Origin of the sequence: Streptomyces sp. CHD11, from assembly GCF_018638295.1 — a bacterium.
Taxonomy (GTDB): domain Bacteria; phylum Actinomycetota; class Actinomycetes; order Streptomycetales; family Streptomycetaceae; genus Streptomyces.
The window spans coordinates 56,473-82,693 of the sequence record NZ_JABTTS010000022.1; the positions used below are offsets into that span (position 1 = coordinate 56,473).

26 protein-coding genes are annotated in these 26,221 nt (G+C 72.3%); 16 read left to right on the forward strand and 10 right to left on the reverse strand.

What is annotated here, in order from left to right:
* Window positions 1-164 precede the first annotated feature (164 nt).
* The 6 genes from HTV45_RS21300 to HTV45_RS21325 all read left to right on the forward strand — a co-directional run bounded on the left by HTV45_RS21300 (window position 165) and on the right by HTV45_RS21325 (window position 6,286).
* Complete coding sequence (locus HTV45_RS21300; protein WP_308309721.1) at window positions 165-1,514, forward strand: extracellular solute-binding protein; 1,350 nt, start codon at window positions 165-167, stop codon at window positions 1,512-1,514.
* Window positions 1,514-2,452, forward strand: coding sequence for a carbohydrate ABC transporter permease (locus tag HTV45_RS21305; RefSeq protein WP_215207424.1), 939 nt, complete (start codon window positions 1,514-1,516; stop codon window positions 2,450-2,452). Before HTV45_RS21300 ends, HTV45_RS21305 begins: the two co-directional genes overlap by 1 nt.
* Complete coding sequence (locus HTV45_RS21310) at window positions 2,449-3,309, forward strand: carbohydrate ABC transporter permease (protein WP_215207425.1); 861 nt, start codon at window positions 2,449-2,451, stop codon at window positions 3,307-3,309. Before HTV45_RS21305 ends, HTV45_RS21310 begins: the two co-directional genes overlap by 4 nt.
* A 327-nt stretch (window positions 3,310-3,636) precedes the next feature.
* The gene (locus HTV45_RS21315; RefSeq protein WP_215207426.1) at window positions 3,637-4,473 is read left to right on the forward strand and encodes a CPBP family intramembrane glutamic endopeptidase; all 837 of its coding nucleotides are present in this window, start codon (window positions 3,637-3,639) and stop codon (window positions 4,471-4,473) included.
* The gene (locus HTV45_RS21320; protein WP_215207427.1) at window positions 4,470-5,627 is read left to right on the forward strand and encodes a histidine kinase; all 1,158 of its coding nucleotides are present in this window, start codon (window positions 4,470-4,472) and stop codon (window positions 5,625-5,627) included. Before HTV45_RS21315 ends, HTV45_RS21320 begins: the two co-directional genes overlap by 4 nt.
* On the forward strand, window positions 5,624-6,286 hold the full coding sequence (locus HTV45_RS21325) for a response regulator transcription factor (protein WP_215207428.1): 663 nt from the start codon (window positions 5,624-5,626) through the stop codon (window positions 6,284-6,286). The genes HTV45_RS21320 and HTV45_RS21325 overlap by 4 nt, the downstream gene beginning before the upstream one ends.
* A gap of 5 nt (window positions 6,287-6,291) precedes the next feature.
* On the opposite strand, the gene HTV45_RS21330 is transcribed toward HTV45_RS21325, so the two are convergent.
* The 3 genes from HTV45_RS21330 to HTV45_RS21340 form a co-directional block, all read right to left on the reverse strand.
* A complete protein-coding gene (locus HTV45_RS21330; protein ID WP_215207429.1) occupies window positions 6,292-7,011 on the reverse strand; it encodes a hypothetical protein in 720 nt (239 codons plus the stop codon).
* Window positions 7,001-7,516 carry a SigE family RNA polymerase sigma factor gene (locus HTV45_RS21335; protein WP_215207430.1) on the reverse strand — a complete coding sequence of 172 codons (516 nt, stop codon included), beginning with the start codon at window positions 7,514-7,516 and terminating at the stop codon, window positions 7,001-7,003. The genes HTV45_RS21330 and HTV45_RS21335 overlap by 11 nt, the downstream gene beginning before the upstream one ends.
* A gap of 253 nt (window positions 7,517-7,769) precedes the next feature.
* A complete protein-coding gene (locus HTV45_RS21340; protein WP_215207431.1) occupies window positions 7,770-8,840 on the reverse strand; it encodes a Ku protein in 1,071 nt (356 codons plus the stop codon).
* Between the two features lie 63 nt (window positions 8,841-8,903).
* Between HTV45_RS21340 and ligD the strand changes: the two genes are divergently transcribed.
* From ligD to HTV45_RS21365, 5 genes are all read left to right on the forward strand, one after another.
* Window positions 8,904-9,788, forward strand: a complete 885-nt coding sequence (gene ligD, locus HTV45_RS21345; RefSeq protein ID WP_215207432.1) for a non-homologous end-joining DNA ligase — start codon at window positions 8,904-8,906, stop codon at window positions 9,786-9,788.
* 233 nt (window positions 9,789-10,021) lie between these two features.
* Window positions 10,022-10,567: an SH3 domain-containing protein gene (locus HTV45_RS21350; RefSeq protein WP_215207433.1), complete on the forward strand. Its 546-nt coding sequence runs from the start codon at window positions 10,022-10,024 to the stop codon at window positions 10,565-10,567.
* A 43-nt stretch (window positions 10,568-10,610) separates the two neighbouring features.
* Window positions 10,611-11,972 (forward strand): FtsW/RodA/SpoVE family cell cycle protein, encoded by a 1,362-nt coding sequence (locus tag HTV45_RS21355; RefSeq protein WP_215207434.1) that lies wholly within the window; start codon window positions 10,611-10,613, stop codon window positions 11,970-11,972.
* The gene (locus HTV45_RS21360) at window positions 11,969-13,426 is read left to right on the forward strand and encodes a penicillin-binding transpeptidase domain-containing protein (RefSeq protein WP_215207435.1); all 1,458 of its coding nucleotides are present in this window, start codon (window positions 11,969-11,971) and stop codon (window positions 13,424-13,426) included. The genes HTV45_RS21355 and HTV45_RS21360 overlap by 4 nt, the downstream gene beginning before the upstream one ends.
* Window positions 13,427-13,492: 66 nt before the next feature.
* A complete protein-coding gene (locus HTV45_RS21365; RefSeq protein WP_215207436.1) occupies window positions 13,493-13,996 on the forward strand; it encodes a DUF3291 domain-containing protein in 504 nt (167 codons plus the stop codon).
* On the opposite strand, the gene HTV45_RS21370 is transcribed toward HTV45_RS21365, so the two are convergent.
* Window positions 13,993-14,592, reverse strand: a complete 600-nt coding sequence (locus HTV45_RS21370; RefSeq protein WP_215207473.1) for a Uma2 family endonuclease — start codon at window positions 14,590-14,592, stop codon at window positions 13,993-13,995. The genes HTV45_RS21365 and HTV45_RS21370 overlap by 4 nt on opposite strands.
* Before the next feature lie 224 nt (window positions 14,593-14,816).
* On the opposite strand from HTV45_RS21370, the gene HTV45_RS21375 reads away from it, so the two are divergent.
* The 4 genes from HTV45_RS21375 to HTV45_RS21390 all read left to right on the forward strand — a co-directional run bounded on the left by HTV45_RS21375 (window position 14,817) and on the right by HTV45_RS21390 (window position 18,099).
* Complete coding sequence (locus tag HTV45_RS21375) at window positions 14,817-15,755, forward strand: diiron oxygenase (RefSeq protein ID WP_215207437.1); 939 nt, start codon at window positions 14,817-14,819, stop codon at window positions 15,753-15,755.
* 50 nt (window positions 15,756-15,805) lie between these two features.
* Window positions 15,806-16,459, forward strand: a complete 654-nt coding sequence (locus tag HTV45_RS21380; RefSeq protein WP_215207438.1) for a TetR/AcrR family transcriptional regulator — start codon at window positions 15,806-15,808, stop codon at window positions 16,457-16,459.
* Between the two features lie 54 nt (window positions 16,460-16,513).
* A complete protein-coding gene (locus HTV45_RS21385; RefSeq protein ID WP_215207439.1) occupies window positions 16,514-16,828 on the forward strand; it encodes a hypothetical protein in 315 nt (104 codons plus the stop codon).
* Window positions 16,829-16,935: 107 nt separating this feature from the next.
* Window positions 16,936-18,099, forward strand: a complete 1,164-nt coding sequence (locus HTV45_RS21390) for an NlpC/P60 family protein (RefSeq protein ID WP_215207440.1) — start codon at window positions 16,936-16,938, stop codon at window positions 18,097-18,099.
* On the opposite strand, the gene HTV45_RS21395 is transcribed toward HTV45_RS21390, so the two are convergent.
* Genes HTV45_RS21395 through HTV45_RS21415 form a run of 5 tightly spaced genes read right to left on the reverse strand, consistent with a single transcriptional unit; the run spans window position 18,072 to window position 24,364 of the window.
* A complete protein-coding gene (locus tag HTV45_RS21395; protein WP_215207441.1) occupies window positions 18,072-19,325 on the reverse strand; it encodes a styrene monooxygenase/indole monooxygenase family protein in 1,254 nt (417 codons plus the stop codon). The two genes, HTV45_RS21390 and HTV45_RS21395, sit on opposite strands and share 28 nt — an antisense overlap.
* A 12-nt stretch (window positions 19,326-19,337) precedes the next feature.
* Complete coding sequence (locus tag HTV45_RS21400; RefSeq protein WP_215207442.1) at window positions 19,338-19,976, reverse strand: ATP/GTP-binding protein; 639 nt, start codon at window positions 19,974-19,976, stop codon at window positions 19,338-19,340.
* Window positions 19,957-20,394, reverse strand: coding sequence for a DUF742 domain-containing protein (locus HTV45_RS21405; protein WP_215207443.1), 438 nt, complete (start codon window positions 20,392-20,394; stop codon window positions 19,957-19,959). The genes HTV45_RS21400 and HTV45_RS21405 overlap by 20 nt, the downstream gene beginning before the upstream one ends.
* Complete coding sequence (locus HTV45_RS21410; RefSeq protein WP_215207444.1) at window positions 20,391-20,930, reverse strand: roadblock/LC7 domain-containing protein; 540 nt, start codon at window positions 20,928-20,930, stop codon at window positions 20,391-20,393. The genes HTV45_RS21405 and HTV45_RS21410 overlap by 4 nt, the downstream gene beginning before the upstream one ends.
* Window positions 20,927-24,364, reverse strand: coding sequence for a sensor histidine kinase (locus tag HTV45_RS21415; protein ID WP_215207445.1), 3,438 nt, complete (start codon window positions 24,362-24,364; stop codon window positions 20,927-20,929). The genes HTV45_RS21410 and HTV45_RS21415 overlap by 4 nt, the downstream gene beginning before the upstream one ends.
* A 410-nt stretch (window positions 24,365-24,774) precedes the next feature.
* On the opposite strand from HTV45_RS21415, the gene HTV45_RS21420 reads away from it, so the two are divergent.
* Window positions 24,775-25,569 (forward strand): protein phosphatase 2C domain-containing protein, encoded by a 795-nt coding sequence (locus HTV45_RS21420; protein ID WP_215207446.1) that lies wholly within the window; start codon window positions 24,775-24,777, stop codon window positions 25,567-25,569.
* Window positions 25,570-25,677: 108 nt separating this feature from the next.
* Here the strand turns inward: HTV45_RS21420 and HTV45_RS21425 are convergent, their stop codons facing one another.
* Window positions 25,678-26,172, reverse strand: a complete 495-nt coding sequence (locus HTV45_RS21425) for a MarR family winged helix-turn-helix transcriptional regulator (protein ID WP_215207447.1) — start codon at window positions 26,170-26,172, stop codon at window positions 25,678-25,680.
* Window positions 26,173-26,221: the final 49 nt, after the last annotated feature.

A 26,221-nucleotide genomic window follows, 5' to 3' on the forward strand; every position in this document is an offset into this window, starting at 1 on the left:
CCATGGTGCCCTGCGGGGTGGCGGCAGGGTGTCCGCCGGTCCGGTCGGGGAGGCCGCCCGCCCCCTGTCGTTCATGTATGTAAATTCTGTTCATTCTATTGATTCAGGCAATGTCTGTGCGTAGAGTCCGGCCACCTCGCCCGTACGCAATGGACGGAGCTCCCGTGTCGAAGCAACTCCGTAAGCCTGAAGGAGCGCGGCGGTTCGGCGCCATCGCCGCCGTTCTCGCCGTCGCCGCCGCCGCCACCGGTTGTTCATCGGGTGGATCAGGTCAACAGCAGGATGAATCACAGTCGTTGGAGGTCTGGATCCGGCAGGACGCCGGCAGCCCCGCCGCGGAGTCGGCCGAGGCCCTTACCAAGGCGTTCGCCGAGGAGAGCGGCATCGACGCGAAGCTCGTCGCCGTCGGTGTGAACGACTTCGAGACCAAGCTCCAGCAGCGCACCGCCCAGAAGGACCTCCCCGACATCGTCATCAACGACACCGGACAGCTGGGCAACCTGGTGACCCAGGGGCTGGTCCGCGAGGTCGACCGCGAGGGCCTGGCCGGCAGTGCCGACCTCGCCGACCGGGCCTGGGAGGCGGCGCAGGGATACGACGGCAAGTACTACGGAGTGCCCTTCAACTCGCAGGCCTTCGCGCTGCTGATACGCAAGGACTGGCGGGAGAAGGTGGGAGCGGACGTTCCCACGTCCTGGGACGAGCTGACCGATCTGGCGGTCAAGTTCACCGAGGAGGACCCGGACGGCAACGGGAAGAACGACACCGCCGGGATGGTGGTGCCGGGGACCACCACCCGTGGCTATCTGACCTGGTGGTTCTCCACCATGCTGTGGTCCGAGGGCGGTGACTTCGTCAAGAAGCAGGGTGACGGCTACACGGCCGCGATCGACGAGCCCGCCTCGGTAGAGGCCGTGGAGAAGCTCCAGGCGATGTTCTGCGACTCCAAGGTCGTCCAGCCGGGGGCCACCACGGCGGACACCGCCACCACCCACACCGTGTTCGAGAGCGGCAAGGGCGGCATCTACCTGACCGGGCCGTACATGCTGCCGCGCTTCGACGGGTCGCTGGGCAAGGACAAGTACGAGGTGGTCCCCGCCCCGCCCGGCGCCGACGGCCAAGCCGCCCTGGCGGAGGGCGAGAACGTCTATCTGATGGCCGGCTCGTCCAACGAGAAGGGCCAGCAGGAGTTCGCCGAGTTCGCCGCCGCCCCCGCCGGACAGAAGATCGGCCTGGGCGTGGACAACGGCGGCATCATCGTCCGTCTGCCGGTCAACACCACGGTGGACGGGGCGGCCGAGCGCGAGGACCCGCGCTGGGACGTGTTCCAGAAGGTCTACGACGCCTCCGGCCGCAACGCGGCGGCCCTGCCCAACTGGTCCACCGTCCGCCAGATCTCCTCCGAGGGCCTCAACGGCGTGGTCTCCGAATGCTCCCGCGACGTGGGACAGGCGATGGGCGAACTGGCCGGTGAGATCGACGCCGAGCTCGAGAAGCAGGAGGCCAAGGGCTGATGACCGTGACCGAGGCGCGGGCGTCGCGCAAGCCGGACGTCCGGCGCCCGCCCCGTACGGGCCCGCCGGCGAAGACGCGGTGGCGGCGGGCCGCGACGCCCTGGCTGTTCCTGGCGCCGGCCCTGCTGCTCTTCCTGTACTTCAAGTTCATCCCCATGGCGCAGGCCCTGCAGATGAGCTTCCAGGAGGTCCGTCCGTTCCTCGGTAACACGTATGTCGGAGGCGAGAACTACTCCGAGATCGCGGGCAGCGCCGACTTCGGTGCGGCGGTGTGGCACACGGTGGTCCTGGCCGTGGCCACGACCGCCGGTTCGATCGTCATCGGACTGGCTCTGGCGCTGCTGCTGGAGGGCCAGACCCGGTCACTGTGGTTCATCCGCTCGGCGATCTTCCTGCCGGTGGTCACGGCCATGGCGGTCGTCGCCGAGGTGTGGCGGGTCATGTACTACCCGGCCGAGGGGGGCGCGCTGAACTCGGTGCTGTCCGTCTTCGGCATGGGCCCCAGCGAGTTCCTCAACTCGCCGGACAGCTCACTGGCGTCCATCGCCTTCGTCGGTATCTGGCGGGGCGCCCCGTACGACATGATGATCTTCCTGGCGGGGCTGGCCGGCGTGGACCGGGTGCTCTACGAGGCCTCCGCGGTCGACGGCGCCTCGCGCTTCCGCCGGATCTGGCACGTCACGGTGCCCGGACTGCGGCCGGTGTTCGCGATCCTGCTGACGCTGGCCGCCATCCGGGGCCTGCGGATCTTCACCGAGGTCTTCCTGCTCACCAACGGCGGGCCCGACGGCTCGACGGAAGTGCTGCTGACGCTCATCTACAAGCTCGGCCTCGAACGCAACGAGCTGGGGGTGGCGGCGGCCGGGACCGTCATGCTGTTCGTGATTCTGCTGGCGCTGACGATCGCGTCGCGCCTGCGCCGGAGGGAGGCCCGATGAGGAACGAGACGGCGCTCGGCCTCCAGGAGGCCCGCGGGCCATGGGCCAGGCTGGTGCGGTTCGTGCTGTTCACCCTCCTGTTCGCGGTCTTCGCGGGACCGTTGCTGGCACTGATGATCGGCGCCTTCACGCCGACCGTGGACCCGACACAGTTCACCCTGTTCCCCGACCGGCTGTCCCTGGACAACCTGGAACGGGCGATCGACCGGAACGTCCTCGACTACCTCCTCAACTCGTTCATCGTCGTCGGCGCGGGGCTGGCGCTGCAGGTCGCGGTGAGTGTCTTCGCCGGGTACGCGCTGGCCCGCAAGCGGTTCCGGGGCTCGGCGGCCGTGCTGGTGCTCATCCTGGCGACGATGATGCTGCCGGAGGAGGTGCTGGCCGTCCCGCTGTCGGTGCTGCTGGCGGATCTGCCGCTGCTGCGGATCAGCCTGGTCGGATCGCTGGCCGGCATGATCGTGCCGGTGGCGGCCTGGGGCTTCTCGATCCTGGTGATGACCGAGTTCATGAAGGAGATCCCCAGGGAACTGGAGGAGTCGGCACGGCTGGACGGGGCGGGCGAGTTCCGCATCTTCTGGCAGGTCGTCCTGCCGCTGTGCCGGCCCGCCCTCGGGGTCATCGGCATCTTCGGGTTCACGATGATCTGGGACCAGTACATGCTGCCGCTGCTGGTCGCCACCGACCCGGCGCAGTACACCCTGCCGCTGGCGCTGCGCTCCCTGCGCTCGGACGACCAGGTGGGTATCGGGGTGCTGCTGGTCGGCGCGTTCCTGGCGATGGTGCCGTCGGTGCTCGCCTTCCTGGCGCTGCAGCGGTCGTTCATCCGGGGGCTGACGTCGGGAGCCGTGAAGGGGTAACGGCCGGCGGACGGGGGCCACGGCCCCGCGGACAGGACCCGGAGCCTGGCGGACGGGGACCCCCGACGCCCGGCGGACGGGCGTCCGGAGCCCGGCGGACGGGCGTCCGGAGCCCGGCGGACGGGCGTCCGGAGCCCGGCGGACGGGCGTCCGGGGCCGTGCGCCGGGCTCCTTTCCCCCGGTCCCGGGCCGGGCCGGGGCGCTCGTTGTCCCCCGTGGGAGCTACGCGCGGGTGTCCACCGTGAGGTGACGCTTCCGCACGGGCGGATCCGTAGCGTTCGAGGCAGTGGCGGCGGTGGGCCGCGGAGGCTTCGGAGGAGTGAACTCGTGAGAGTCGTTTGGCAGTTGCTGGCCGTCGTGGCGGTGTCCCTCGTCGGAGGACGCAGCGCCTTCGCTGTGCGGGACAATCCGTGGCTCACGCTCGTCGTCGGTGGTCTCACCGTGGCTGCCGCCCTGTTCGTCTACGCCTGGGTGGTACGGCGGACCGAGCGGCGGACCGTCACGGAGCTGGCCCGGGAAGGAGCGGTGACCGCGACCGGGCGGGGCCTGCTGATCGGCGTCGCGATGTTCGGGGCGGTCATCGCCAACATCGCCCTCCTCGGGCACTACGAGACCGACGGTCTCGGGTCGGTGACCGGCGCGGTGGGGCTGGCCGGATTCATGGCCGCCGCCGCCGTCACCGAGGAACTGCTGTTCCGGGGGGTCCTGTTCAGGGTCATCGAGGAACGCGCCGGCACCTGGATCGCCCTGGCCCCGACCAGCGTGCTGTTCGGCCTGTGGCACATGGCCAACCCGGACGCCACCCTGTGGGGCGCTGTCGTCATTACCCTCGGGGCCGGAACCATGCTGGCCGCCGCGTACGCCGCCACCCGCAGTCTCTGGGTGCCGATCGGCGTCCACTTCGGCTGGAACTACGCCGCCTCCGGCATCTTCAGCACCGAGGTCTCGGGCAACGACACCCAGCAGGGACTGCTGGACGCCTCGACGTCCGGGCCGACCCTCATCAGCGGCGGCGACTTCGGCCCGGAGGCGAGCGGGTACGCCCTGCTGTTCGGTGTGCTGCTGACCATCGCGTTCCTGTGGCTGGCCCGCAGGCGCGGCAACCTGGTCCCCCGTGCTGGACGTGCCGACCGCGTCGACACCACCGTTACACTCCCCCGGTGACCAGTCCGAGGCGGGCCGGGGAGGTCTGGGGCCGGCTCCACGTCACCCTCCGCGACCTTCCCCTCGGCGTGCTGATCCTCGCCGCGGCACTCGTGCCGGTGTCGCACAGCCGCGGGACACAGTTCGGCGGCATGGCGGACCGGCCGTTCGACGCCCTGGCCGTCGCCGCGGTCGCCCTCCAGTGCCTGCCGCTCGCCGTGCGCCGGCGGTGGCCCGTCCTCTGCCTCGCCCTGGTGATGTCCGGCTTCGCCGTCGACCAGCTGCGCGGCTACCACTCGCTCGCCGGTACGGCCCTGCCCATCGCGCTGCTGAGCACGGGCTCTCATCTGGAACGGCACCGGCGCACGACCGCGATCGTCTTCTCCGCGGCGTATGTGCTGCTGGTGACCGAGTTCCTCCGGCGGGACACGCCGGAGCCCCCGGCCGAGTTCGTGACGTTCTACTTCGCGCTGTGCCTCGCGTGGGGCATCGGGGTGTGGCTGCGCAACACCCGGATCGAGGAGGCGGAGCGGCGCAGCAGAGTCGCGGAGGAGACGCGGGCCGCCGAACGAACCCGCATCGCCCGCGAGTTGCACGATGTGGTGACCCATCATGTGACGGCGATGGTCGTACAGGCGGAGGCGGCCCGGTATCTGACCGCCGCGCCGGACCGGCTCGACCAGACCCTGAACGCCGTCACCGACACCGGCCGCCGCGCCATCACCGACCTGCGGCACCTTCTCGACCTGCTCGACCCCGGCTACGGCAACGAGGCCAGGGCGCCCACCGTGGGCCGGCTGCTCACCCTCGTGGAGCAGACCCGCCGGGCCGGACAGCCGGTGGACTTCACCGAGAAGGGAACACCGGCGACGGCCACCGGAAGTGCAGATCTCGTGGCGTACCGAGTGGTGCAGGAGGCACTGACCAACGCACTCAAGTACGCTCACGGCAGCCGCACTTCGGTGCAGGTGCAGCACAGTGGGAGGGACATCACCGTGGAGGTCAGCACGGACGGATCCGGGTCCTGGACCGCCTCGTCGCCCGGCGGGAGCGGACGGGGTCTCGCCGGTCTCCGTCAGCGGGTCGACGTCCTCGGCGGCGAGTTCAGCGCCGACGGCCACCCCGGCGGCGGGTTCGTCGTACGGGCCCGGATACCCACCGGGAGCAGCACGTGACCATCGCGCCGATCCGGGTCCTCGTCTGCGACGACCAGATGCTGATCCGTACCGGACTGGTGACGATCATCGACGCCCAGCCCGACCTGGAGGTGGCGGGCGAATGCGGTGACGGGCAGGCCGCCGTCGACCTCGCCGCGAAGGTGCGGCCGGACGTCGTGGTGATGGATGTGCGGATGCCGGTCCTCGACGGCATCGAGGCGACCCGGCTGCTGGCCGGTGCCGGGGTGCCGGAACCCGCCAAGGTGCTCGTGGTGACCACGTTCAATCTCGACGAGTACGTCTACGAGGCGCTGCGCGCCGGGGCGAGCGGGTTCCTGCTCAAGGACGCCCCGCCGGACCGGCTGCTGCACGGGATCCGGACCGTGGCCATGGGGGCGGCGCTGCTGGACCCCGATGTGACGCGCCGGCTCGTGGGCCGGTACGCCGCCCGGATCCGGCCCGTCGAGGACGGCGCGCGGGACGTCCCGCTGACCCCCCGCGAGCTGGAGGTCCTCCGTCTCATCGCGGAGGGACTGTCCAACAGCGAGATCGCCGCGTCGCTGGTGATCAGTCAGGAGACGGTGAAGACCTTCGTCTCGCGCATCCTCGCCAAGCTCCATCTCCGTGACCGCGTCCAGGCGGTCGTGTACGCCTACCGGCGGGGTCTGGTGGCCTGACCCGCTCACTCCCGCTGAGGGACGGGGGTGTCGCGGGCGGTTCCCGCCGGGGCGCCGGGGGTGGCCGTCGAGGTGATCTCGATCCGGGCGCCCACCCGGACCCGGTGGTAGAACCACTCCGCGTCCCCGAGGCTCATGCCGACCCAGCCGTCCTTCCCCGGGACGCTCATGAGTGCCCGGGTGTCGAAGGTGAGGCCGGCGGCGTAGACGGCTTCCCGGCCGGGGGTGCGCAACTCCACCAGGTACGGCACCTCGACCGGCTTCTCGGTCCCTGGGCGGCCTTCGAGCGGCAGCAGGTCGGACTCCGTCTTGGCCGCCACCGTCAGCCGGGTGCCGGCCGGGATCCGGCCGAAGGAGTGCGAGGCGACCCGCAGCACGCGGTCGCCGACCGTGAGGGTGTGACGGCCCAGGTCCAGTACCCCCGACGAGCTGGTGCGAGGACCCGGGGTCGCCATGCTCGGGGCGGCCTCGCCCGGGGCGGCCGCGCTGGGCGCCGGGACGTCCGGGGCCGTGCCCGGACGGTGCCGGTTCCCGGCGGGGGCCCCGGTGTCCAGCGTGAGGGCGACGGCCGTCAGCACGCAGGCCGCGGTACCGAGCGCGAGGGCCGTCCTGCGGCGGCGTGAGCGGCGTCCGGCGCGACCGCGGATCTCCGCGGCGTCCACCCGGGGCGGCGTCTCGTACCGTGCCACCAGGTCGCGCAGGGCGACGCCGAGTTCATCCGACACGGCCGCGCTCCCTCCAGGCCGGCTCCTCGGCCTCGTCCACCGCCAGGTGTCTGGCCAGGGCCGCCCGTCCGCGGGACAGCCGGGCCTTGACCGTCCCCACGGGTGCGCCGGTCTCGGAGGCTACCTGCTCGACGCTGAGGTCGCACAGATGGTGCAGCACGACCGCCATGCGCTGTGTCTCGGGCAGCAGGCGCAGGGCGGAGACCAGGGCGGTGCGGTCGGGGCCCGGGCCGGGGGTCGACTCCGGCGGCGGGGTGTGCCGCACCAGTTCGAGCCAGCGTCGCGCGCGCCGCCAGCGGCTCACGGCCAGGCGCATGGCGACGGTGCGCGTCCAGGCCTCCGGGGCCTCGTCGGCCCGCAGTCTGTGACGCCGGTCCCAGGCCCGTACGAACGCCTCCTGGACCACGTCCTGAGCCTCGCCCAGGTCACCGGTGAAGGCATAGAGCTGCCCGGTCAGGCGGGGGAACGCGGCCGCGTAGAAAGCGTCGAACTCGTCCTCGGTCATGCCCTCCGCCGACAGTCTCGTTTTCCCGCGCCCGGACGCCACCGCCACGCGTACAGGGCTCGCGGGTCGCGCACATCGAAGCACCCTCCTGGAGGAAGACGGCGAACACGGGTGCCGGGATCCAGGTGACGGCATCCGTCACGTCGGCGGCCCCGGATTCGCGGGTGAACGGGATGGTTCGTGACGTTTTCCACAAGGCGCTGCGCCCGGGCGAGCGGTCGCGCCACGCCCGCCGGGGCCCATCTCGCAGGGGTCAGGCGGAGCGTTTGCGGGAGGTCGCCTTCTTCGCCGGGGTCTTCTTCGCGGGCGTCTTCTTCGCCGTCGAGCCGCCCGACGTCTTGGCCGTGCTCTTCGCCGTGCTCTTCGCCGTCGTCTTCTTCTCGCCCCCGCCCGCCTTCGACGTCGACTTGCGGGCCGAGGACGCCGTCTTCTTCCTCGCCGTCGACGTCGACTTCTTGCCCCCGGTCTCCTTGGGCGACGAGCGCGGCGTCGCGCGCTGCGGCATGCGCTTGACCTCGGCCTCCTCCTCCGGTTCCTCGCCGCGGGATTCCCGGGCCGCGCGGACGCTGCTCTCCAGGGCGGCCATCAGGTCCAGGACCTTGCCGCCCCGCTCCGGCGCGGTCGTCTCGGGCGGGGCCTCGCCGGAGGCCTTCGCCGCGATGACCTCCTCGACGGCCTCCCGGTACTCGTCGTGCAGGTCCTCCAGATCGACCTCGCCGAGGGTGTCCATCAGGGCGTCCGCGAGGTCCAGCTCCTTGTCACGGACCGTGACGTCGGTGTCGGGCGCGACGCCCTCGGGGGCGCGGACCTCGTCCGGCCACAGGAGTCCGTGCATGGCGATGGCGTCACCGACCACCCGGAGCATCCCCAGGCGCTCCCGGCCGCGCAGCGCGTACTTCGCGATGGCCACCTTGTTGCTGCGCTTCAGCGCCTCGCGCAAGAGCGTGTACGGCTTGGCCGCCGGGGCCCCGCCCGCCGCCAGGTAGTACGCGGCGTCCATCTGGAGCGGGTCGATCCGGTCCTCGGGGACGAAGGCGACGATCTCGATCGTCCGGGCGGTGGGGAGCGGCAGGCTGGAGAGGTCCTCGTCGGTGATCGGGATGATCGAGCCGTCGGAGTCCTCGTAGCCCTTGCCGATCTCCTGGCCGGTGACCTCGCGGTCCTCCAGTTCGCAGAACTTGCGGTACCGGATCCGGCCGCCGTCCTCCGTGTGGATCTGGCGGAAGGAGATCGAGTGGTTCTCGGTGGCGTTCACCAGCTTGATCGGGATGCTGACCAGGCCGAACGAGATCGCGCCGTTCCAGATGGACCTCACGTGCGGCACCTTTCCGGTCGCAGGCCGGACACTGTCGGGGCTTTTTTGCGGTTTGCGTGGAATTCTCATGATATGGCGCCAATCACCGAGGTGGAGGGGCGACGGCTCCCGCTCAGCAATCTGGAGAAGGTGCTCTATCCCGCCACCGGCTTCACCAAGGCGGAGGTACTGCACTACTACGCGACCGTCGCCGATGTGCTGCTGCCCCATCTGCGGGACCGGCCGGTGTCCTTCCTGCGGTATCCGGACGGGCCCGACGGCCAGGTGTTCTTCACCAAGAACGTGCCGCCGGGTACGCCCGAGTGGGTGACCACCGCGCAGGTGCCGAGGTCCGAGGGGCCGGCCCGGATGGTGCTGGTGCAGGATCTGCCGAGCCTGATGTGGGCGGCGAACCTGGTCACCGAGTTCCACACGCACCAGTGGCTCGTCGGGGACCCCGGGCAGGCCGACCGGATCGTGTTCGACCTGGACCCCGGTGCCCCGGCGACGGTCGTGCAGTGCTGCGAGGTCGCGGTGTGGCTGCGGGAGCGGCTGGCGGCGGACGGTATCGAGGCGCGCGCCAAGACCTCCGGCTCGAAGGGGCTGCATCTGCTCGCCGCGGTGCGCGGCGCCACCTCCGAACAGGTCTCGGAGTACGCGAAGGACCTGGCCGTGGAGGCGGAGCAGGCCATGCCCCGGCTGGTGCTGCACCGGATGAACCGGAACCTGCGGCCGGGGAAGGTCTTCGTCGACTGGAGCCAGAACGCCGCCCGGAAGACCACGGCCACCCCGTACACCCTGCGCGCGCGGCCCGAACCCCTGGTGTCGGCCCCGGTGACCTGGGAGGAGGTGGAGGACTGCCGCTCCCCCGACCGGCTGGCCTTCCGCGCCCCCGACATCACCCCCCGCACGCAGGCCCACGGCGACCTGCTGTCCCCCCTGCTGAACCACCCCGACGCACCCCCGCTCCCCCGCTGAACAACCACCCGTGGCCCGCGTTCCAGCCCACCGAGTCGGGTGGCGGGTGGGTGCGGGCCGGGTGGTCCGGGGGCGGAGCCCCCGGCCGCCCCGGCCGGGGCACACCACCCCGCCCTCCCCCGGAGGGCCCGGTCCCCATTGGCGCAGCAGCACGGGCGGGTGGCACAGCGCGCTCCTAGTGTGGCGACAAGTCACCTTCGACCCGTTCTCTCCCCCCGCATGGAGGTACCGCCATGGCCCCGCGCCCCTCTCCGAGCCGCCCTCTCACCCGCCGTCTGCCCATAGCTCTCGCAGCCGGAGCGCTGGCCGTCGCGACCGCCGTCACCCCCGCGTTCGCCGCCGACGACCCGAGCCAGAGCAGCGACCAGGGAAACTGGAGCCAGCAGAGCGGCGGCAACGGCAACGGCCACAACGCCGGCGCCACCGACCAGCAGAGCGGCGGCAACGGCGACAACACCGGCCACGGCGACCAGCAGAGCGGCGGCAACGGCAACAGCACCGGCTCGAACCAGCAGCACGCCGCCGGCGGCAATCACGGCGACCAGGGCCAGTACCGGGGCCGCGTCACCGCGAGCAAGCTCGCCCTGCGCACCGCCCCGAACCGCGGTGCGCACATCATCCGCTACGCCCACCGGGGCGAGGTCGTCTCCATCTTCTGCAAGGTCCCCGGCGACAAGGTGAACGGCAACCCCCTCTGGTACCTCCTCACGGACGGCACCTGGGCCTGGGGCCCGGCCGGGCACATCGACAACATCGGCCCCGCGCCACGCTGGTGCTGATGAGCACGACACACACGACGCCCGATATGGGTAAGTTCCGGACATGAGCAAGGCCGGTATCACCCTGGCGACGGCGGATCCGCCGACCCCCACCGCCCGCCTCCCCCGGCGCCGTGGCATCGAACTCGCCCTGATCGTCCTGGCCGTACTGCTGTCGGTGTACGGATACTGCGCCGTCGGCCTCGCCAGGAACGGCACCGTCCCGCCCGGCGCCGCCGGTTACGGCGCCGGGCTCGGTGTGCTCGCCCTGGTCGCGCATCTGGCGGTGCGCTGGCGTGCCCCGGACGCCGACCCGCTGCCGCTGCCCATCGGCGTGCTGCTCAACGGTCTCGGCCTGGTGCTGATCTACCGGCTCGACCTGGAGGCGCCGGGTGAGCGGGCCGCCCCGGCCCAGCTCATCTGGTCGGCGCTGGGGGTGGCGCTGTTCACCACGGTCGTCCTGGTGCTGCGCGACCACCGGGTGCTCCAGCGCTACACCTACCTCTGTGTCACCACCGCACTGGTCCTGCTGACGGCCCCCATCCTCTTCCCGGCGGTGAACGGGGCCCGCATCTGGATCCGGATCGCCGGATTCTCCATCCAGCCGGGCGAGTTCGCGAAGGTACTGCTGGCGGTCTTCTTCGCCGCGTACCTCGCCGCGAACCGGGGAGCCCTCACCTACGCCGGCCGCCGTGTCTGGGGACTGCAGCTGCCCACCGGCCGGGTGCTCGGCCCCATCGTCGCCGTCTGGCTGGTCAGCGTGGGCGTACTGGTCCTGGAGCGGGACCTCGGTACGTCGCTGCTGTTCTTCGGGCTGTTCGTGGTGCTCCTGTACGTCGCCACCGGCCGGACCGGGTGGATCGCGCTGGGCCTGCTGCTGGCCTCGCTGGGCGCGGTGGCCGTGGGCCGGCTGGAGCCGCATGTGCACCACCGGATCGAGACCTGGCTGCACCCGTTCGCCTCCATCGAGGCGGGCGAGGGCCCGAACCAGCTCGCCCAGTCGCTGTTCGCCTTCGCGGAGGGCGGGATCCTCGGCACCGGGCTCGGGCTCGGACACTCCGTGCTCATCGGCTTCGCGGTCAAGTCCGACTTCATCCTGGCGACGGCCGGTGAGGAGCTGGGGCTGGCCGGGCTGTCCGCCATCTTCCTGCTGTACGGGCTGCTGGTGGAGCGCGGCTACCGGGCCGGCCTCGCCCTGCCCGACTCCTTCGGCCGGCTGCTCGCCGTGGGCCTCGCCTCCCTCATGGCGCTCCAGGTGTTCGTCATCGCGGGCGGGGTGACCGGGCTGATCCCGCTGACCGGGATGGCGATGCCGTTCCTGGCGCAGGGCGGCTCGTCGGTGGTGACCAACTGGACGATCGTGGCGCTGCTGGTCCGGCTGAGCGACCGCGCGCGCCGGCAGGACGACGGGGGTGGCGTCCGGTGACCCGTCATATGCGGCATGCCGCGCTGTTCTGCGCCCTGCTGCTGGTCGCGCTGCTGGTCAACGCGGCCCGTGTGCAGGTCCTGCACGCCGGGGACTACGAGGTCAACCCGGCCAACCGCCGGGACACCATCTCCCGCTACCAGCAACCGCGCGGGAACATCCTGGTCGCAGGCCGGCCGGTCACCGGGTCACGGGACACCGGGGAGCATCTGCGCTATGAACGCACGTACACCGAGGGGCCGTTGTACGCCCCGGTGACCGGTTTCGCCTCGCAGGAGTACGGCACGACGCTGCTGGAGCACACCGAGGACGAGCTGCTGTCCGGCGCGGCCCCGCTGCTCGCCCCGCTCCCGCGCTGGAACGAGTTCACCCGCTCCCGCAACGCCGGCGGCCATGTGGTGACGACGGTCCATCCGGCGGCGCAGCGCGCGGCGTACGAGGGTCTGCGCTCGCGGAAGGGGGCCGTGGCGGCGATCGAGCCGTCGACCGGGCGGATCCTGGCGCTGGTGTCGGTCCCGTCCTACGACCCCGCGCTGCTGTCCGGGAACGAGGCGGTGGCGCGGGACGCCTGGGCGCGGCTGAACGCCGATCCGGACCGGCCGATGCTGAACCGGGCGGTGCAGCGGACGTATCCGCCCGGTTCGACGTTCAAGGTGGTCACCGCGGCGGCGGCACTGGACGCGGGCGTGGTGAAGAACCTGGACGGGCGGACCGGCTCCCCCGACCCGTACACCCTGCCGGGCACGACGACCCGGCTGACCAACGGGTCCCGGGGCTGCGAGAACGCCACGGTGCGGGAGGCGTTCGTCCGGTCGTGCAACACGGTGTTCGCCAAGCTGGGGGTGGACACGGGGGTGGCGAGGATGAAGGACATGGCGCGGAGCTTCGGGTTCAACGACGCCGGCCTGCGGATTCCCTTCCCGGTGGCGCGCAGTACCTTCGACACCACGGTGGACCGGGCGCAGTTGGCGCTGTCGTCGATCGGGCAGTACAACACGCGGGCCACGCCGTTGCAGATGGCGATGGTCGCGGCGGCCGTGGCGGGCGGCGGGCAGGTGCGGGAGCCGTATCTGGTCGAGCGGACCACGCGGGCGGGCGGCGGCACGGTGTCGACGGCGGGATCACGTCCGGTGCGGCGGGCCATGCATCCGGCGACGGCGACGCGGATGCGGGAGCTGATGCGCGGCGTGGTGGAGGACGGCACCGGCAGCAGGGCCGCGATCCCCGGCGCCCTGGTCGGCGCCAAGACCGGCACCGCGCAGCACGGTCTGGGCAACTCCGGTACGCCGTATGCCTGGTTCATCTCGTGGGCGCAGCACGAGGGGGACATGGAGGCGAAGGTGGCGGTGGCGGTGGTGGTCGAGGACGCGGCGGGGGACCGGGAGGAGATCAGCGGGGGCGGGACGGCGGCGCCGATCGCGCGGGCGGTGATGGAGGCGGTGCTGAAGTCGTAGCCCCGGCAGCTCACTTGGTGAGACGGGGCTGCCGGAGCGCCGCGTTCCCGGCCTAACGTCCGGTCCATGACCGTGACCGCGTACCAACTCGCCCAGGTGAACATCGGCCGGCTCAACGCACCACTGGACTCCCCGCGGTTGAAGGGATTCGTCGACAACCTGGACACCGTGAACGCGGACGCCGACGCAGCGGACGGCTTCGTCTGGCGCCTGCAGAGCGAGGGCGGCGACGCGACGGACGTCGCCGTGTTCGGCGACTCCTGGCTGATCATCAACATGTCGGTGTGGCGGGACACCGACGCCCTGACGGCGTACATGTACCAGGGACGCCACCGGGAGATGCTGGCGCGGCGCCGGGAGTGGTTCGAGCGTGTCCAGGAGGCGATGGTGGCCCTGTGGTGGGTCCCGTCCGGCCACCGCCCCACGGTCGCGGAGGCCGAGTCCCGCATTCTGCACCTGCGTGCCAACGGCCCGACGCCGTACGCGTTCACCCTGCGGACGTCGTTCCCGCCGGGGGGTGCGGAGCCTGTCCCGGGGGACGTGCCGGAGGGGCTGGGCTGCTCGGCCTAGCGGCGGCGGTCGACGGCGGTGAGGTCGATGTCGACGGGGAACGGCACGGTGAGCTTGAGCCGGTTGTGGAAGATGCCCATGGGTACGTACGACTTGGTCATCGGGTCCAGTTCGTAGACGTAGACCACCGGGAGTCCGTCGTTCTGCTCGACGCGCCAGTAGTGCGGAATGCCTACCGCCGCATACTTGCGCGGCTTCAGTTCACGGTCTCGCTCCTCGGAGTCGTCGGAGACGACTTCCACAGCGACCAGAACGTCTTCCGGCCGGAACCAGGTCTGCCTCGGGCCGGTGTCGGCGTCCTCGCGAACCACCAGGACGTCGGGCTCCGGCCGATTGCGCTTGTTGAGCTTGATGGTCATCTCCCGGATGGCATCCCACCCGTCTGGCACCTGCTCCCGCAGGCTTGTTTCGAACAACCCCATGGCGCGTGAGTGAAATCGGGTCTGCGGACTCACGAAGACGAGGCTCCCGTCGATCAGCTCCGTGTGCGGAGGCAGGTTGGGAAGCTTGTCCAGGTCGTCCGCCGTCCAGCCACCCACCGGCGGACGCGGCCACTCGTAGTCCTCGTCCAGCCCGTAGTCGCGTGCGGCGCTCATGATCGCTCCCATGTGCTGCAGTGTGACCGGCAGTGCCAGCCTACCCAGGGCGAACAGCGAGACCGCACTCCATGAGGCGAACGGAACTGCGTGCCGTCGACGCTGTCGCCGGATGGACCACCCGTCGACAACTCCCGCACAGGGGATTGACGCCCTTGCTGACAGGCAGTCTCATACAGGGGTGACCCGCCGGTAACACGAGACGCCCATGAGGTGGAACCGCCATGACGACCCTGACGGATGCGGACGCGGTCGACGGCCTGCGTGATGCGCTCGGGCTGCTCAAGGACCGCGAGCAGGTGGCCGAGCGACTGCTCGAGTCGTCCGCCAAGCACTCCTTCGACCCCGACAAGGAGCTGGACTGGGAAGCGCCCTTCGAGGAGGGCAAGTGGTTCTGGCCGCCGGAGCTGGTGTCGCTGTACGGCACTCCGATGTGGCGGCGGATGAGCGAGGAGCAGCGCATCCTGCTCTCCGGCCACGAGGCCGCAGCGCTCGCCTCGCTCGGCATCTGGTTCGAGCTGATACTGATGCAGCTGCTGGTGCGGCACATCTACGACAAGTCGGCCACGAGCGCCCACGTGCGCTACGCGCTCACCGAGATCGAGGACGAGTGCCGGCACTCGAAGATGTTCGCCCGCCTGATCACCCGCGGGGACACCCCCTGGTACCCGGTGAGCCGGGCGCACCAGAACCTCGGCCGGCTGTTCAAGACGATCTCCACCACACCGGGCTCCTTCACGGCGACCCTGCTCGGCGAGGAGGTCCTGGACTGGATGCAGCGGCTGACCTTCCCCGACGAGCGGGTCCAGCCGCTGATCCGGGGCGTCACCCGCATCCATGTCGTCGAGGAGGCGCGGCATGTGCGCTACGCCCGTGAGGAGCTGCGGCGGCAGATGGTGACCGCGCCGAAGTGGTCGCAGGAGTTCACCCGGGTCACCTCCGGGGAGTTCGCCCGGGTGTTCTCCGTGGCGTTCGTGAACCCCGAGGTGTACGGCAGCGTCGGCCTCGACCGGCGGGAGGCGGTCGCCCAGGTCAGGGCGAGCGGACACCGGCGGGACGTGATGCAGCAGGGGTCGAAGCGGCTCACGGACTTCCTGGACGACATCGGCGTGCTGCGCGGCGTCGGGCGGCGGCTGTGGAAGTCGTCCGGGCTGCTGGCGTAGGCGCGACGGGCGACCGGCGGGCCCTGTGCGCGGGCGGTTACGCTGCGGGCATGACCTCGCAGGCGTCCACCCCCGCCTACCGGCGGCTCAGTGTCGAGGAGCGTCGCGGCCAGCTGCTGGAGGCCGCGCTGTCCCTCTTCGCCCACCACGCCCCGGAGGACGTGTCGCTGGACGACGTGGCGGAGGCGGCGGGTGTGTCACGGCCCCTGGTCTACCGGTACTTCCCCGGCGGCAAGCAACAGCTGTACGAGGCGGCCCTGACCTCCGCCGCCGACGAACTGCGGGACTGCTTCGACGAGCCGCACGACGGCCCGCTGCTCCCCCGGCTGTCCCGGGCCGTCGACCGCTACCTCACCTTCGTCGACCAGCACGACGCGGGTTTCAGCGCGCTGCTCCAGGGCGGAAGCGTCGTGGAGACCTCCCGTACGACCGCGATCGTGGACGGGGTGCGCCGGGCGGCGGCCGAGCACATCCTCAGCCATCTCGACGTCACCGGGCCCGGCCCCCGGCTGCGGATGACCATCCGGATGTGGATCACCGCCGTGGAGGCGGCCTCGCTGATCTGGCTGGACGAGGACAAGCAGCCTCCGCCGGAGGAGCTGCGGGACTGGCTCGTGGAACAGTTCATGGCGGTGCTGGAGGTGACCGCGCGGCGCGACACGCAGACCGACGCGCTGGTACGGAGGCTGGCCTCCGAGCTCTGACGGGCCGGGAGGCCTTGTCGGCCGGTCGCGTACGCCATGGCCGAAACTGGTGACGTGAAGAGCCAAGACACCCCCTTCGAGGGCGGACCCATGGACGGGCGGGTGCTGCCGGTGCTGCTGGGCATCACCGGGCACCCGCCCAAGATCTACCGCATCCCCGTCCCGGCCCCGGACGGCGGACCGCCCACCGTGCTCGTCTACCGGCGGGTGCCCCGCGGGCAGAGCTCACGGACCGGGCTGACCCGGGGGTGGAAGTACCTCCACGACCCGGCGGGGGAGACCGGCAGCCGGCTGAGGTGGCCGTGGTCGAAGCCCGCGCCCGATCCAGACGCCACGCCGAAGGGCAAACCGGACGACGCCGACGGGTGACCCCGTTCCGCCGAACCGCGCACACTCGGCGCGCGGGTTCCGGCGGCCCGCCGGATGCTCGCGATGCGGAGTGGACGAGCGTGCCGCCCCGCGTCGGAGGTGATGGCGTGTCAGGAATGCTTCCGCGTCTGGTGTGTACGGCGGTGCTGGCCGCCGGGAGCGTACTCGCACCCGTGTCCGCGGCGGCCGTCCCGGAACCGGGGGCGGGCGCGGGCGGACCGGGAGAGCGCTCCGTGGCCGAGCTGCTGACGGAGCTTCAGACGCTGTACCGGGAGGCCGGGAAGGCCACCGAGTCGCACAACGCCACCGAGGAGCTGCTCAAGAAGCAGCGCGCCGAGACCGGGCGGCTGGAGCGTGCGCTGGCCCGGACCCGGACCTCCCTGCACAACAGCCGGGGCGCGGCCGGCCGGCTGGCCCGGCAGCAGTACCAGGGCGTCAGCGGCCTCTCCCCCTACATCCGGCTGTTGCTGGCGCGCGATCCCCAGCGGGCGCTCGACCAGGGTCATGTGATCGGGCAGCTGGCGCGGGAGCGGGCGGAGACGGTGGGCCGGCTCACCGGCGAGGAGAGGGCGGCAGGCGAACTGGCCCGCCGGGCGCGCAAGGCCCTAGACGACCGGCGCGTCCTCACCGAGCGGAGCGAGAGACAACGGGACGAGGTGCGCTCACGGCTCCACGACGTGGAGGAGCTGCTGGCCTCCCTCACCGCCGAACAGCTGGCCGCGCTGGCCGAACTGGAGCGCGGCGAGATCGCCGGGGCGCAGGAGGAACTGGTCGCCTCGGGCGCGCTGGGCAGTGGCGGCACGCCTCCCAGCGCGGCGGGCGAACGGGCCGTGCGGTACGCCGTGGAGCAGCTCGGGAAGCCGTACGCGTGGGGGGCGGAAGGGCCCGCCGCGTACGACTGCTCGGGGCTGACCTCCGAGTCGTGGGACGCCGCCGGGACGCCGGTCCCCCGGACCAGCCAGGAGCAGTGGGCGCGGCTGGAGCGGATCGAGCTGGCGGAACTGCGGCCGGGAGACCTCGTCGTGTACTTCCCGGAGGCCACGCACGTCGCCCTCTACCTCGGCGACGGCATGGTGGTGCAGGCTCCCCGCCCCGGCGCGCGGATCAAGGTCTCCCCCATCGCGGCCAACCCGGTGCTCGGCGCGGTGCGCCCCGACCCGGACGGGCAGCCCCTGGCACGGTATGTGCCGCCGGAGCTCCCCGAGGGGGCGGCGGACGGGTCCGACGCCGGCTACTCGGCCGGTCACGCGCCCGAGAGCTCCGCCAGGTAGGCGGCGGTCTTCTCGGGCTCGTAGAAGAAGTTCTCGAAGTCGGCGGGGTCGTCGAAGCCGTTCGCGAAGCGGTCGGCGGCCGGCTGGAGCTGTCCGGCCGCGCCGATCAGGTTCAGGACGTGCTCCGGCGGCGGGGCGAGCATCGCGTTCGTCCACTTGGTGACGTGCCGGGCCGTCTCCCAGTAGCGGTCGAAGGTCGCCCGCATCCAGGCCTCGTCGAACTCCTTCTCACCCTGCTCCAGGATCGAGGCGAGGTAGGCGGCGGCGCACTTGGAGGCGGAGTTGGAACCCTGGCCGGTGATCGGGTCGTTGGCGACGACCACGTCGGCGACCCCGAGGACGAGACCGCCGGAGGGCAGCCGGCCGACGGGGCCCCGGACGGTGGGGGCGTAGCGTCCGGCGAGGGTGCCGCCGGCGTCGGTCAGCTCGACCTTGGTGGCCCGCGCGTACTCCCACGGGAGGAACCTCTCCATGAGTTCCAGGGTCAGGGAGAGGTGCTCGGCGGGATCCCTGACGTCCTTGAACGCGTCCAGCGGGCCGCCGGGTATGCCCTCCCAGAACAGGATGTCGGCACGGCCCGAGGTGGTGAGCGTCGGCATGACGAACATCTCGCCGACCCCGGGGACGAGGTTGCAGCGGACCGCCTCGGTGTCCGGGTGCTCCGGACGCGGGCCGAGACCGTGCACGTAGGCCACCGCGAGGGCGCGCTGCGGCTCGCTGTAGGGGGAGCGCTCCGCGTCCCGGCCGAACATCTGCACGAGCTCGCCCTTGCCCGCCGAGACGAGCACGAGGTCGTACGTACGGGAGAAGTAGTCGAGGTCGCCGACGGCCGCGCCGTGGATGACCAGCTGGCCGCCGCGCTGGGCGAAGGTCTCCATCCAGCCCGCCATCTTCACCCGCTGGTCGACCGACTGCGCGAACCCGTCGAGCCTGCCCAGCCAGTCGATCGCGCGCTGGGTGGGGCCCGGGTCGTGCGAGCCGGGGGCCGCGACCGAGACACCGAGGCCCTGGATCTTCGGGGCCTGGGACTCCCAGAAGTTGAGCTGGAGGTCGCGCTCGTGCTGCAGGGCGGTGTGGAACATGCACTGCGTCGACATGACCCGCCCGGTACGGATCTCGTCGGCGGTCCGGTTGGACATCAGGGTGACCTCGTACCCGTGCGACTGGAGGCCGAGGGCGAGCTGGAGTCCGGACTGACCGGCTCCGACGACGAGTATCTTCCGCATGCGGGGAGTCTCCTACTCGGGGGATTCGTCGAGCGCGTGGCCCACGAGGGACAGAAGGGTCTCGATGGCCGAGATCCGGCGGCGCGCGTCCATGATCATTACAGGTATGTGCGCGGGGATCGTCAAGGCGTCCCGTACGTCCTCGGCGTCGAAGTACTCGCTGCCGTCGAAGTGGTTGACCGCGACGACGTACGGCAGTCCGCAGCTCTCGAAGTAGTCCAGCGCGGGCCAGCAGTCCTTCAGACGGCGGGTGTCGGCCATCACGACGGCGCCGATCGCACCGCGCACCAGGTCGTCCCACATGAACCAGAACCGCTGCTGACCGGGGGTGCCGAAGAGGTAGAGCACCAGGTCGTCGTCGAGCGTGATGCGGCCGAAGTCCATCGCCACGGTGGTGGTGGTCTTGCCCGGTGTGGCGGTGAGATCGTCGGTCCCGGCGCTCGCCTCGGTCATCAGCGCCTCGGTCTGCAGGGGCGTGATCTCCGAGACGGCGGTGACCAGCGTGGTCTTGCCGACGCCGAAGCCTCCCGCCACCACTATCTTCGTGGCGATCGGCGCGCGGGTGCGGTCCGTCTGCCAGGGCAGCAGGGGCTCGTCTCCTTCGACGAGCGGGGAGACGCCGTGAGCGGCGTCAGAGACGACGGAGTCCACTCAGCACCCTTTCCAGCAGCACGCGGTCCGGGCGGCCCGTGCCATGGCCGGTTCCCGTTCCGTAGACACGGATCTTTCCCTGGTCGGCGAGGTCGCTCAGCAGGACGCGGACCACGCCGAGCGGCATCCTCAGCAGCGCGGCGATCTCGGCGACCGTGCGCATCCGGCGGCACAGTTCGACGATGGCGCGCATCTCGGGCATCACCCGGGAGGTGAGGCCGCCCGCGGTCAGCTCCCTGCGCTGCTCGGCGGTCTCCAGAGCGGCGGTGCCGGCCGTGGCGCCGACGAACGTCTCGACGAGGAGCACGTGGCCGAAGCGGGTACGGCCGCCGGTGAGCGAGTAGGGGCGGACCCGGGCGGGTCTGCGGTCGCCCCCGCGGACCGGGAGGTGTTTCTGTTTCCTGGGCCTGGCGCTCATGGGCGGCTCCCGGTGGATTCGGTCTCCTGGTTCTTGCGCAGCTCACTGCGGAGTTCGGGGGTCAGCACATGCCCGGCCCGGCCGACGAACAGGGCCATGTGGTACGCCACCACGCTCATGTCGCAGTCCGGGGAGCCGTGCACGCCGAGCAGCGAGCCGTCGCTGATCGACATCACGAAGAGGCTGCCCTCGTCCATCGCGACCATCGTGTGCTTGACCGGACCGGAGTCCATCAGCTTGGAGGCGCCGACGGTGAGGCTGCCGATGCCGGAGACGACGGTGGCCAGGTCGGCGGCGGAACCGCGCGGGCCGGGCCGCCCTCCGCTCCGCGTGGCAAGGGCCTCCGGGCCGGGGGACATCTCTCGCGGGGTCGCTCCGGTCCGGTGAAGCGGGTCCTCGGAGGAGAGCAGCAGCAGCCCGTCGGAGGAGACCACCGCGACGGAGAGGATGCCGGGCACCTCCTCGACGAGGTTGCTCAGCAGCCAGTGCAGGTTGCGGGCCTCACTGCTCAGTCCGAAGGTACTGGGCGCGGTCAACTGCTTGCCTCCTCGACGGTGCCCCCCGTGGCTTCCTCGGATGGTGCGGTCGTGCCGGACGGCGCCTGGCCGCGACCGGTGTCGGCGCGCTCGGCGATCTCCGCCTCGACGTCCCGGCGGCCGGCGTCCGCCCCCCGGCGGAATCCGCCCAGCCGGCGGCGCAGCGCCTCCGCGTCCACGGCCCCGCTGCGAGGGCGCGGGACCGCGACGGGCTCGCTGATCTTCGGTGTGCGCTTGGGGAGCCCCTTGTCGGTCACCGGCTCGTCGTCCGCGCCACCGTCCTCGACCCGCCCGTGCTCGGCCGCCTCCGCGTCGGGCCGCCGCGGCAGCCCGCCGGGCACCCGCGCCCCGGCGGCGGACTCCGGCCCGGCGCCCGGCTGTGCGTCCCCGGCCACCGGCCGGTCAACGGCACCGGGGGCGTCCGCACCGGGCCGGCTCGGCCTGGCACCGGCGCCGTTCCCGATACCGGACCCGTGCCCGGTGCCGGGGCGTACCGCTTCCGTCTCCGGCCGGCCGCCCGGACCGGCTTCCGGCTCCGCTCCGTGGCCCCGGCCGGCGCCCGGTCGTACGCCCGGCGACGGGGGCCGCGGAGCGCCGGCTCCGGCGGGCTGGGCCGGGATCAACAGCTCCATCGTCGTCTCGGCGAGGCGCTCGTACCGCGCGCCGGCGGGACCGTCCGCCGGCGCGTCGGCCGGGCTCGGCACGGTGTCCTCGGGGTGACCGGCGACGGCGTCGGACGCCCGGTCCCGCGCCGGAACACCCGGCTCTTCGTGCGAGGACCCGGCCGTGGGGCCGGCGGGCGAGGCGGGCTGGTCCTCCTCGCCGGGGCGGCTCGTCGGGGTGTCGTCCGGGCGGGTCTCTGCGGGGGCGGTCGCGGGGGTGGCCCCGGTGGCGGCCGCACGGCCCGGTGCGGGCTCCTCCGGGCCGGAGGGCTCCGGCGCTCCAGCGGCGACCGGCGCCACCGGGAGCGGGCTGTCCGCCACCGCCTCACCGGCAGGGACGTCCACGTCGGCCGCACGACCCGGTGCGGGCTCCTCCGGACCGGAGGGCTCCGGCGCTCCGGCGGCGACCGGCGCCACCGGGAGCGGGCTGTCCGCCACCGCCTCACCGGCAGGGACGTCCACGTCGGCCGCACCCTCCGGCGTGAGCTCCTCCCGGCCGTCGAGGCCGGGAGCGGGCGGCGGGCCGGCCGCCGCGCTGTCGCGTACCGCGTTCTCCGCCAGCTCGACCAGCGGGTCGACCTTCTCCGTACGGCCGGGCAGGACGTTGGAGTTGGCCTCGGCGTCGGCGCCCGGGAGGGAGACGGTGGAGGAGACCCCGGAGACCGACGCGGGCACGGCGGTGGGTGTGGCGGAGGCGAGCAGGGGGTCGGGAAGGACGACGACCGCCGCGATCCCGCCCTGCTTCTGCTCGCGCAGCCGGACACGGACACCGTGCCGGTGGGCCAGCCGGGCCACCACGTACAGGCCGAGGCCCAGACCGTCCTCGGCCTCCGCGTCGTACGTGCTCTCCGGGTCGAAGTCGGACAGGCGGGCGTTGAGCCGTTCCAGCCGGTCGCCGGCCATGCCGATACCCTCGTCCTGGACGGAGAGCATCACCTCGCCGTTCTCCAGCAGCCAGCCGGAGACCTCGACGGGCAGGTCGGGCGGGGAGAACGACGTGGCGTTCTCCAGGAGTTCGGCCAGCAGGTGGGACAGGTCGTCCGCGGCGAACCCGGCGATGTGCGCGTGCGGCGGCAGTGCCGCGATCCGGACCCGGTCGTACCGCTCGATCTCGCTGACCGCGGCCCGTACGACGTCGACCAGCGGAACCGGGCCCGCCGTGTGCCGGCCGTGCTCGGTGCCGGCGAGGACGAGCAGGTTCTCGCTGTGCCGGCGCATGACGGTGGCGAAGTGGTCGAGCTTGAAGAGGGTGGCGAGCCGGTCGGGGTCGTCCTCGCGCTCCTCCAGGCCCTCGATGACACCGAGTTGCCGCTCGACCAGCCCGAGCGTGCGCAACGCGAGGTTGACATAGGTGCCGCCGATGCCGGCGCGCAGCTTCTCCAGCTGGGCCGCGGACTCGGAGAGTTCGGTGCGCAGTTCCTCGCGGGCGTCGGCCATCTTCTGCCGCTGGCCGACGAGATGCCTGCGGTCGGCCTCCAGGGTGGCGATCCGCTCGGCGAGCCGGCCGGCGTGCGCGTGCAGGGCGTTGACGGAGCGGACGACCTGCGCGAACTCGTCGTTGCGGCCGGTGAAGGCGACCGGTTCCGCAGTCGCGGGGTCCTCCGCCTCGGCGAGACGGGCGGAGCCCCGGCGCAGCACGGAGAGCGGGCGGGTGAGCGTGCGGGCCATCGCCGTGGCGATACCGACCGCGAGCAGCATCAGGGCGCCGAGGACGGCGATCCTGATCTCCAGCTCGGTGACGTCGTCGTCGCGCAGTTGGGCGAGGTCCTTGGTGCGCTTGTCGAAGAGCGCGGACTCCACTCCCCGCATCGTCTCGACCCGCGCGGTGAGCGCGGCGCCGAGCTTCTTGGTGCTGGTGTCGAGTTCCTCGTCGGAGAGGGTCGGCTTGTCGGTGAGACGGGCGAGGTACTTCTCGGCGGAGTCGACCTCGGGGCCGTTGACCGTGGAGTCGTAGGAGGCGCGGGCGCTCTGGGGCGCGGCGTCGCGGAAGCCGGCGAGGGCCGCGTCGGAGCGCAGCCGGGCCTGGAGCGCGGCGGCGGTCAGCGCGTCGCGCCGCTCGCTGTCGGCGTCCGAGGAGGTGGTGGACGTGGTCGGCAGACCGGTGATCGGGTCGATCACGGTCTCCGTGGTGCTCGGCACGTTCAGCGCGGCGAGCAGCAGTCCGCGGGTGGCGGCGGCCTGGTGGACGGCGGAGTCCAGCTCGGCGAGGGCGTAGCCGCCGGAGCCGGCCCGGGGCGGGGTCCGCTCCGCCAGCTGCTCGGAGAGCCGGTGCAGCTGGGTGATGGCGGTGGAGTACGCCTGGTGCGTGTCGAGAGCGCTGCTCTTCCCGGTGAGCGCCGCTCTGCGTACGGCCGCCACGGTGTCGAGCTCCTCGCGCATCGCCTCCGAGGTGTCGGGGTCGGCGCGCAGTTCCTCGACCTGCCGGTCGACCCGGGCGCTGTGCTCCTCGGAGGGCGCCTTGGAGCGAGGCCGGCCGGCCGCGATGTAGGGGACGACGTCGTCCCGCTCGTCGGCGAGGGAGTGGGCGAGGGCGAGGGCGTCCTGGGTCCGCTCGGCGAACGTCACCAGGTCCTGCGAGTCGCTGAGCTGCCCGGAGGCGGCGATCACGGAGGGCGCCCCGGCGCCGGCGATCGCGGCGGCCACCACGGCCACGGCCACGATGAGCCGGTTGCGTACATGGGTGGGACGGCCCCTGCCGACGGTGGGCGTCCGCTCCGCGTCCTTCGTGGAGGCCGTCTGCTTGCCTTTGCGACGAGGCCGCGTCTTCTGCACCGGTGCTCGCATTCCTGACTCGTGTACCCGTGGGCCCGGGTGACGCCCCGTCAACGGATTCGGGGGTTCACCCCGGGATTCTGACCGCGCTCGGGCAGCAGCGAGACGCCCCCATCGCTCCCCGACCTTCCCAGTGCCCGTGGACAGTGGATGCGCATCACCTGGCCCGCCACTCGAAGGAGTGAACCCCGGAGGTGAGTTGAGGGGCAAGTTCCGCCGCGCCGTACAGCCGCCGTGCGCGGGGCGCCGGTTGGACGTCCGCGGCGGGCGGTGGCAGTATTCGCCGCCACGCCTGCCCGGAGCACTGCAATACACCCCAAACCAGGCGGCTGACCTGCGCGGCTGCGGGGATCCGCCGGTCGCTGTCGGCCTTTCGCGGGCCTTGTGGAGAGCTCGTGCAGACTGGCCGGATGCGTACTGAGCTTGTTTCGGAGCCCGGTGATCCGGGGCGCCCCAACGAGGACTTCGCGAGCGTCGGGCTCCCGGCTTCCGGGCAGGGCGGGACGCTCGTGGTGCTGGACGGGGTCACGCCGCCGGTCGACGGAGGCGGCTGCCTGCATTCCGTGCCCTGGTTCACCGCCCGGCTGGGCGGCGCGCTGACCGAACTGACCGTTTCCCTCCCGGATGTTCCCCTGGCCGAGCTGCTGTCCCGCGCCCTCGCGCGTACCGCCGCGGCCCACGCGACAACCTGTGACCTTTCTCACCCCCGCACTCCGCAGGCGACGGTCGCGGTGGCCCGCTGGTCCCCGGCCCGCGTGGACTACCTGGTGCTGTCCGACTCGGCCCTGCTCGCCGAGTCCCCCGGCGGCACGGTCACCCCGTTCCTCGACGACCGGCTGGACCGGCTGCCGCCCTCGGCCCTGGCCACCCACGCCCTGGTGGACACCACGCTGCGCAACAAGGAGGGCGGCTTCTTCACCGCGGCGGCGGATCCCTCGGTGGCCTCCCGCGCGGTGACCGGTTCGCTGCCGCGCGGCGAGGTGCGCGCGCTGGCCGCGCTGACGGACGGTGCGGCCCGCTGGGTGGAGAGGTTCCACCAGGGCGACTGGGCGGACTGTCTCGCCCTGATCCGGACGGAGGGGGCGCGGTCCCTGGTGGACCGGGTACGGACGCTGGAGCGCGCGGACGCGGACCGGGTGCCGCCACGCCGGGGAAAGACGCACGACGACGCGACGGTGGTCTACGCGGAACTCGCACCCGGCTGACGGCACCCGTTCCCGTCCCCGCGGGCGGAGTCCGGGCCGGGGCAGGGCGGGACACGGCTCTCCGGACGCCGCACCCCCCGGCGCCCCGGCGGCCGCGTCCCGCGCCGCTCACCTCTCCATCCCCCGGTTCAGCTGGTTCAGCAGCCGGGCGAGTTCGGTGACCTCCGCGGGGTCCCAGTCGGCGAGCCGGCCGGCGTACCGCGCGCGGCGGGCCTCGCGGACCCTGCTCACCCGCCGCCTGCCCTCCTCGGTGAGGGCGACCAGCCAGGCGCGGCCGTCGGCGGGGTCCGGCTCGCGGCCGACCAGCCCCAGCTCCTCCAGCGCGCGCAGCTGACGGGACATCGTCGCCTTGCCGACGCCGATGTAACCGGCCAGTTCGGTGGCCCGCTGCCGGCCGCACTCATCCAGACGGACCAGCAGTCCGTAAGCGGACGGTTCCAGGTCGGGGTGGACTGCTCGGGCCATCTCCCCCTGACTGGCCCGGGCGCGCCGCAGCAGTACCGTCAACTCGCGCTCCAGGGCCAGGAATCCGGGCTGTTCCACATCCGGCTCGGGCCCCGGCGCGGCGGCCTGTTCCCCGCCGCCGTTTCCGTCTTCGTGCACGTCTGCCCCTGCCTCGGTCTTCCCGTTCGATACGTTGCCCGCCAAGTGG

Bases quoted from the DNA above. Each gene is read 5' to 3' on its own strand.
- HTV45_RS21305 (WP_215207424.1), top strand. From the start codon at position 1,514: ATGACCGTGACCGAGGCGCGGGCGTCGCGCAAGCCGGACGTCCGGCGC.
- HTV45_RS21310 (WP_215207425.1), top strand. From the start codon at position 2,449: ATGAGGAACGAGACGGCGCTCGGCCTCCAGGAGGCCCGCGGGCCATGG.
- HTV45_RS21335 (WP_215207430.1), bottom strand. From the start codon at position 7,516: ATGACCGAGGACGAGTTCGACGCTTTCTACGCGGCCGCGTTCCCCCGC.
- ligD (WP_215207432.1), top strand. From the start codon at position 8,904: ATGGCGCCAATCACCGAGGTGGAGGGGCGACGGCTCCCGCTCAGCAAT.
- HTV45_RS21350 (WP_215207433.1), top strand. From the start codon at position 10,022: ATGGCCCCGCGCCCCTCTCCGAGCCGCCCTCTCACCCGCCGTCTGCCC.
- HTV45_RS21355 (WP_215207434.1), top strand. From the start codon at position 10,611: ATGAGCAAGGCCGGTATCACCCTGGCGACGGCGGATCCGCCGACCCCC.
- HTV45_RS21365 (WP_215207436.1), top strand. From the start codon at position 13,493: ATGACCGTGACCGCGTACCAACTCGCCCAGGTGAACATCGGCCGGCTC.
- HTV45_RS21370 (WP_215207473.1), bottom strand. From the start codon at position 14,592: ATGAGCGCCGCACGCGACTACGGGCTGGACGAGGACTACGAGTGGCCG.
- HTV45_RS21375 (WP_215207437.1), top strand. From the start codon at position 14,817: ATGACGACCCTGACGGATGCGGACGCGGTCGACGGCCTGCGTGATGCG.
- HTV45_RS21380 (WP_215207438.1), top strand. From the start codon at position 15,806: ATGACCTCGCAGGCGTCCACCCCCGCCTACCGGCGGCTCAGTGTCGAG.
- HTV45_RS21395 (WP_215207441.1), bottom strand. From the start codon at position 19,325: ATGCGGAAGATACTCGTCGTCGGAGCCGGTCAGTCCGGACTCCAGCTC.
- HTV45_RS21405 (WP_215207443.1), bottom strand. From the start codon at position 20,394: ATGAGCGCCAGGCCCAGGAAACAGAAACACCTCCCGGTCCGCGGGGGC.
- HTV45_RS21420 (WP_215207446.1), top strand. From the start codon at position 24,775: ATGCGTACTGAGCTTGTTTCGGAGCCCGGTGATCCGGGGCGCCCCAAC.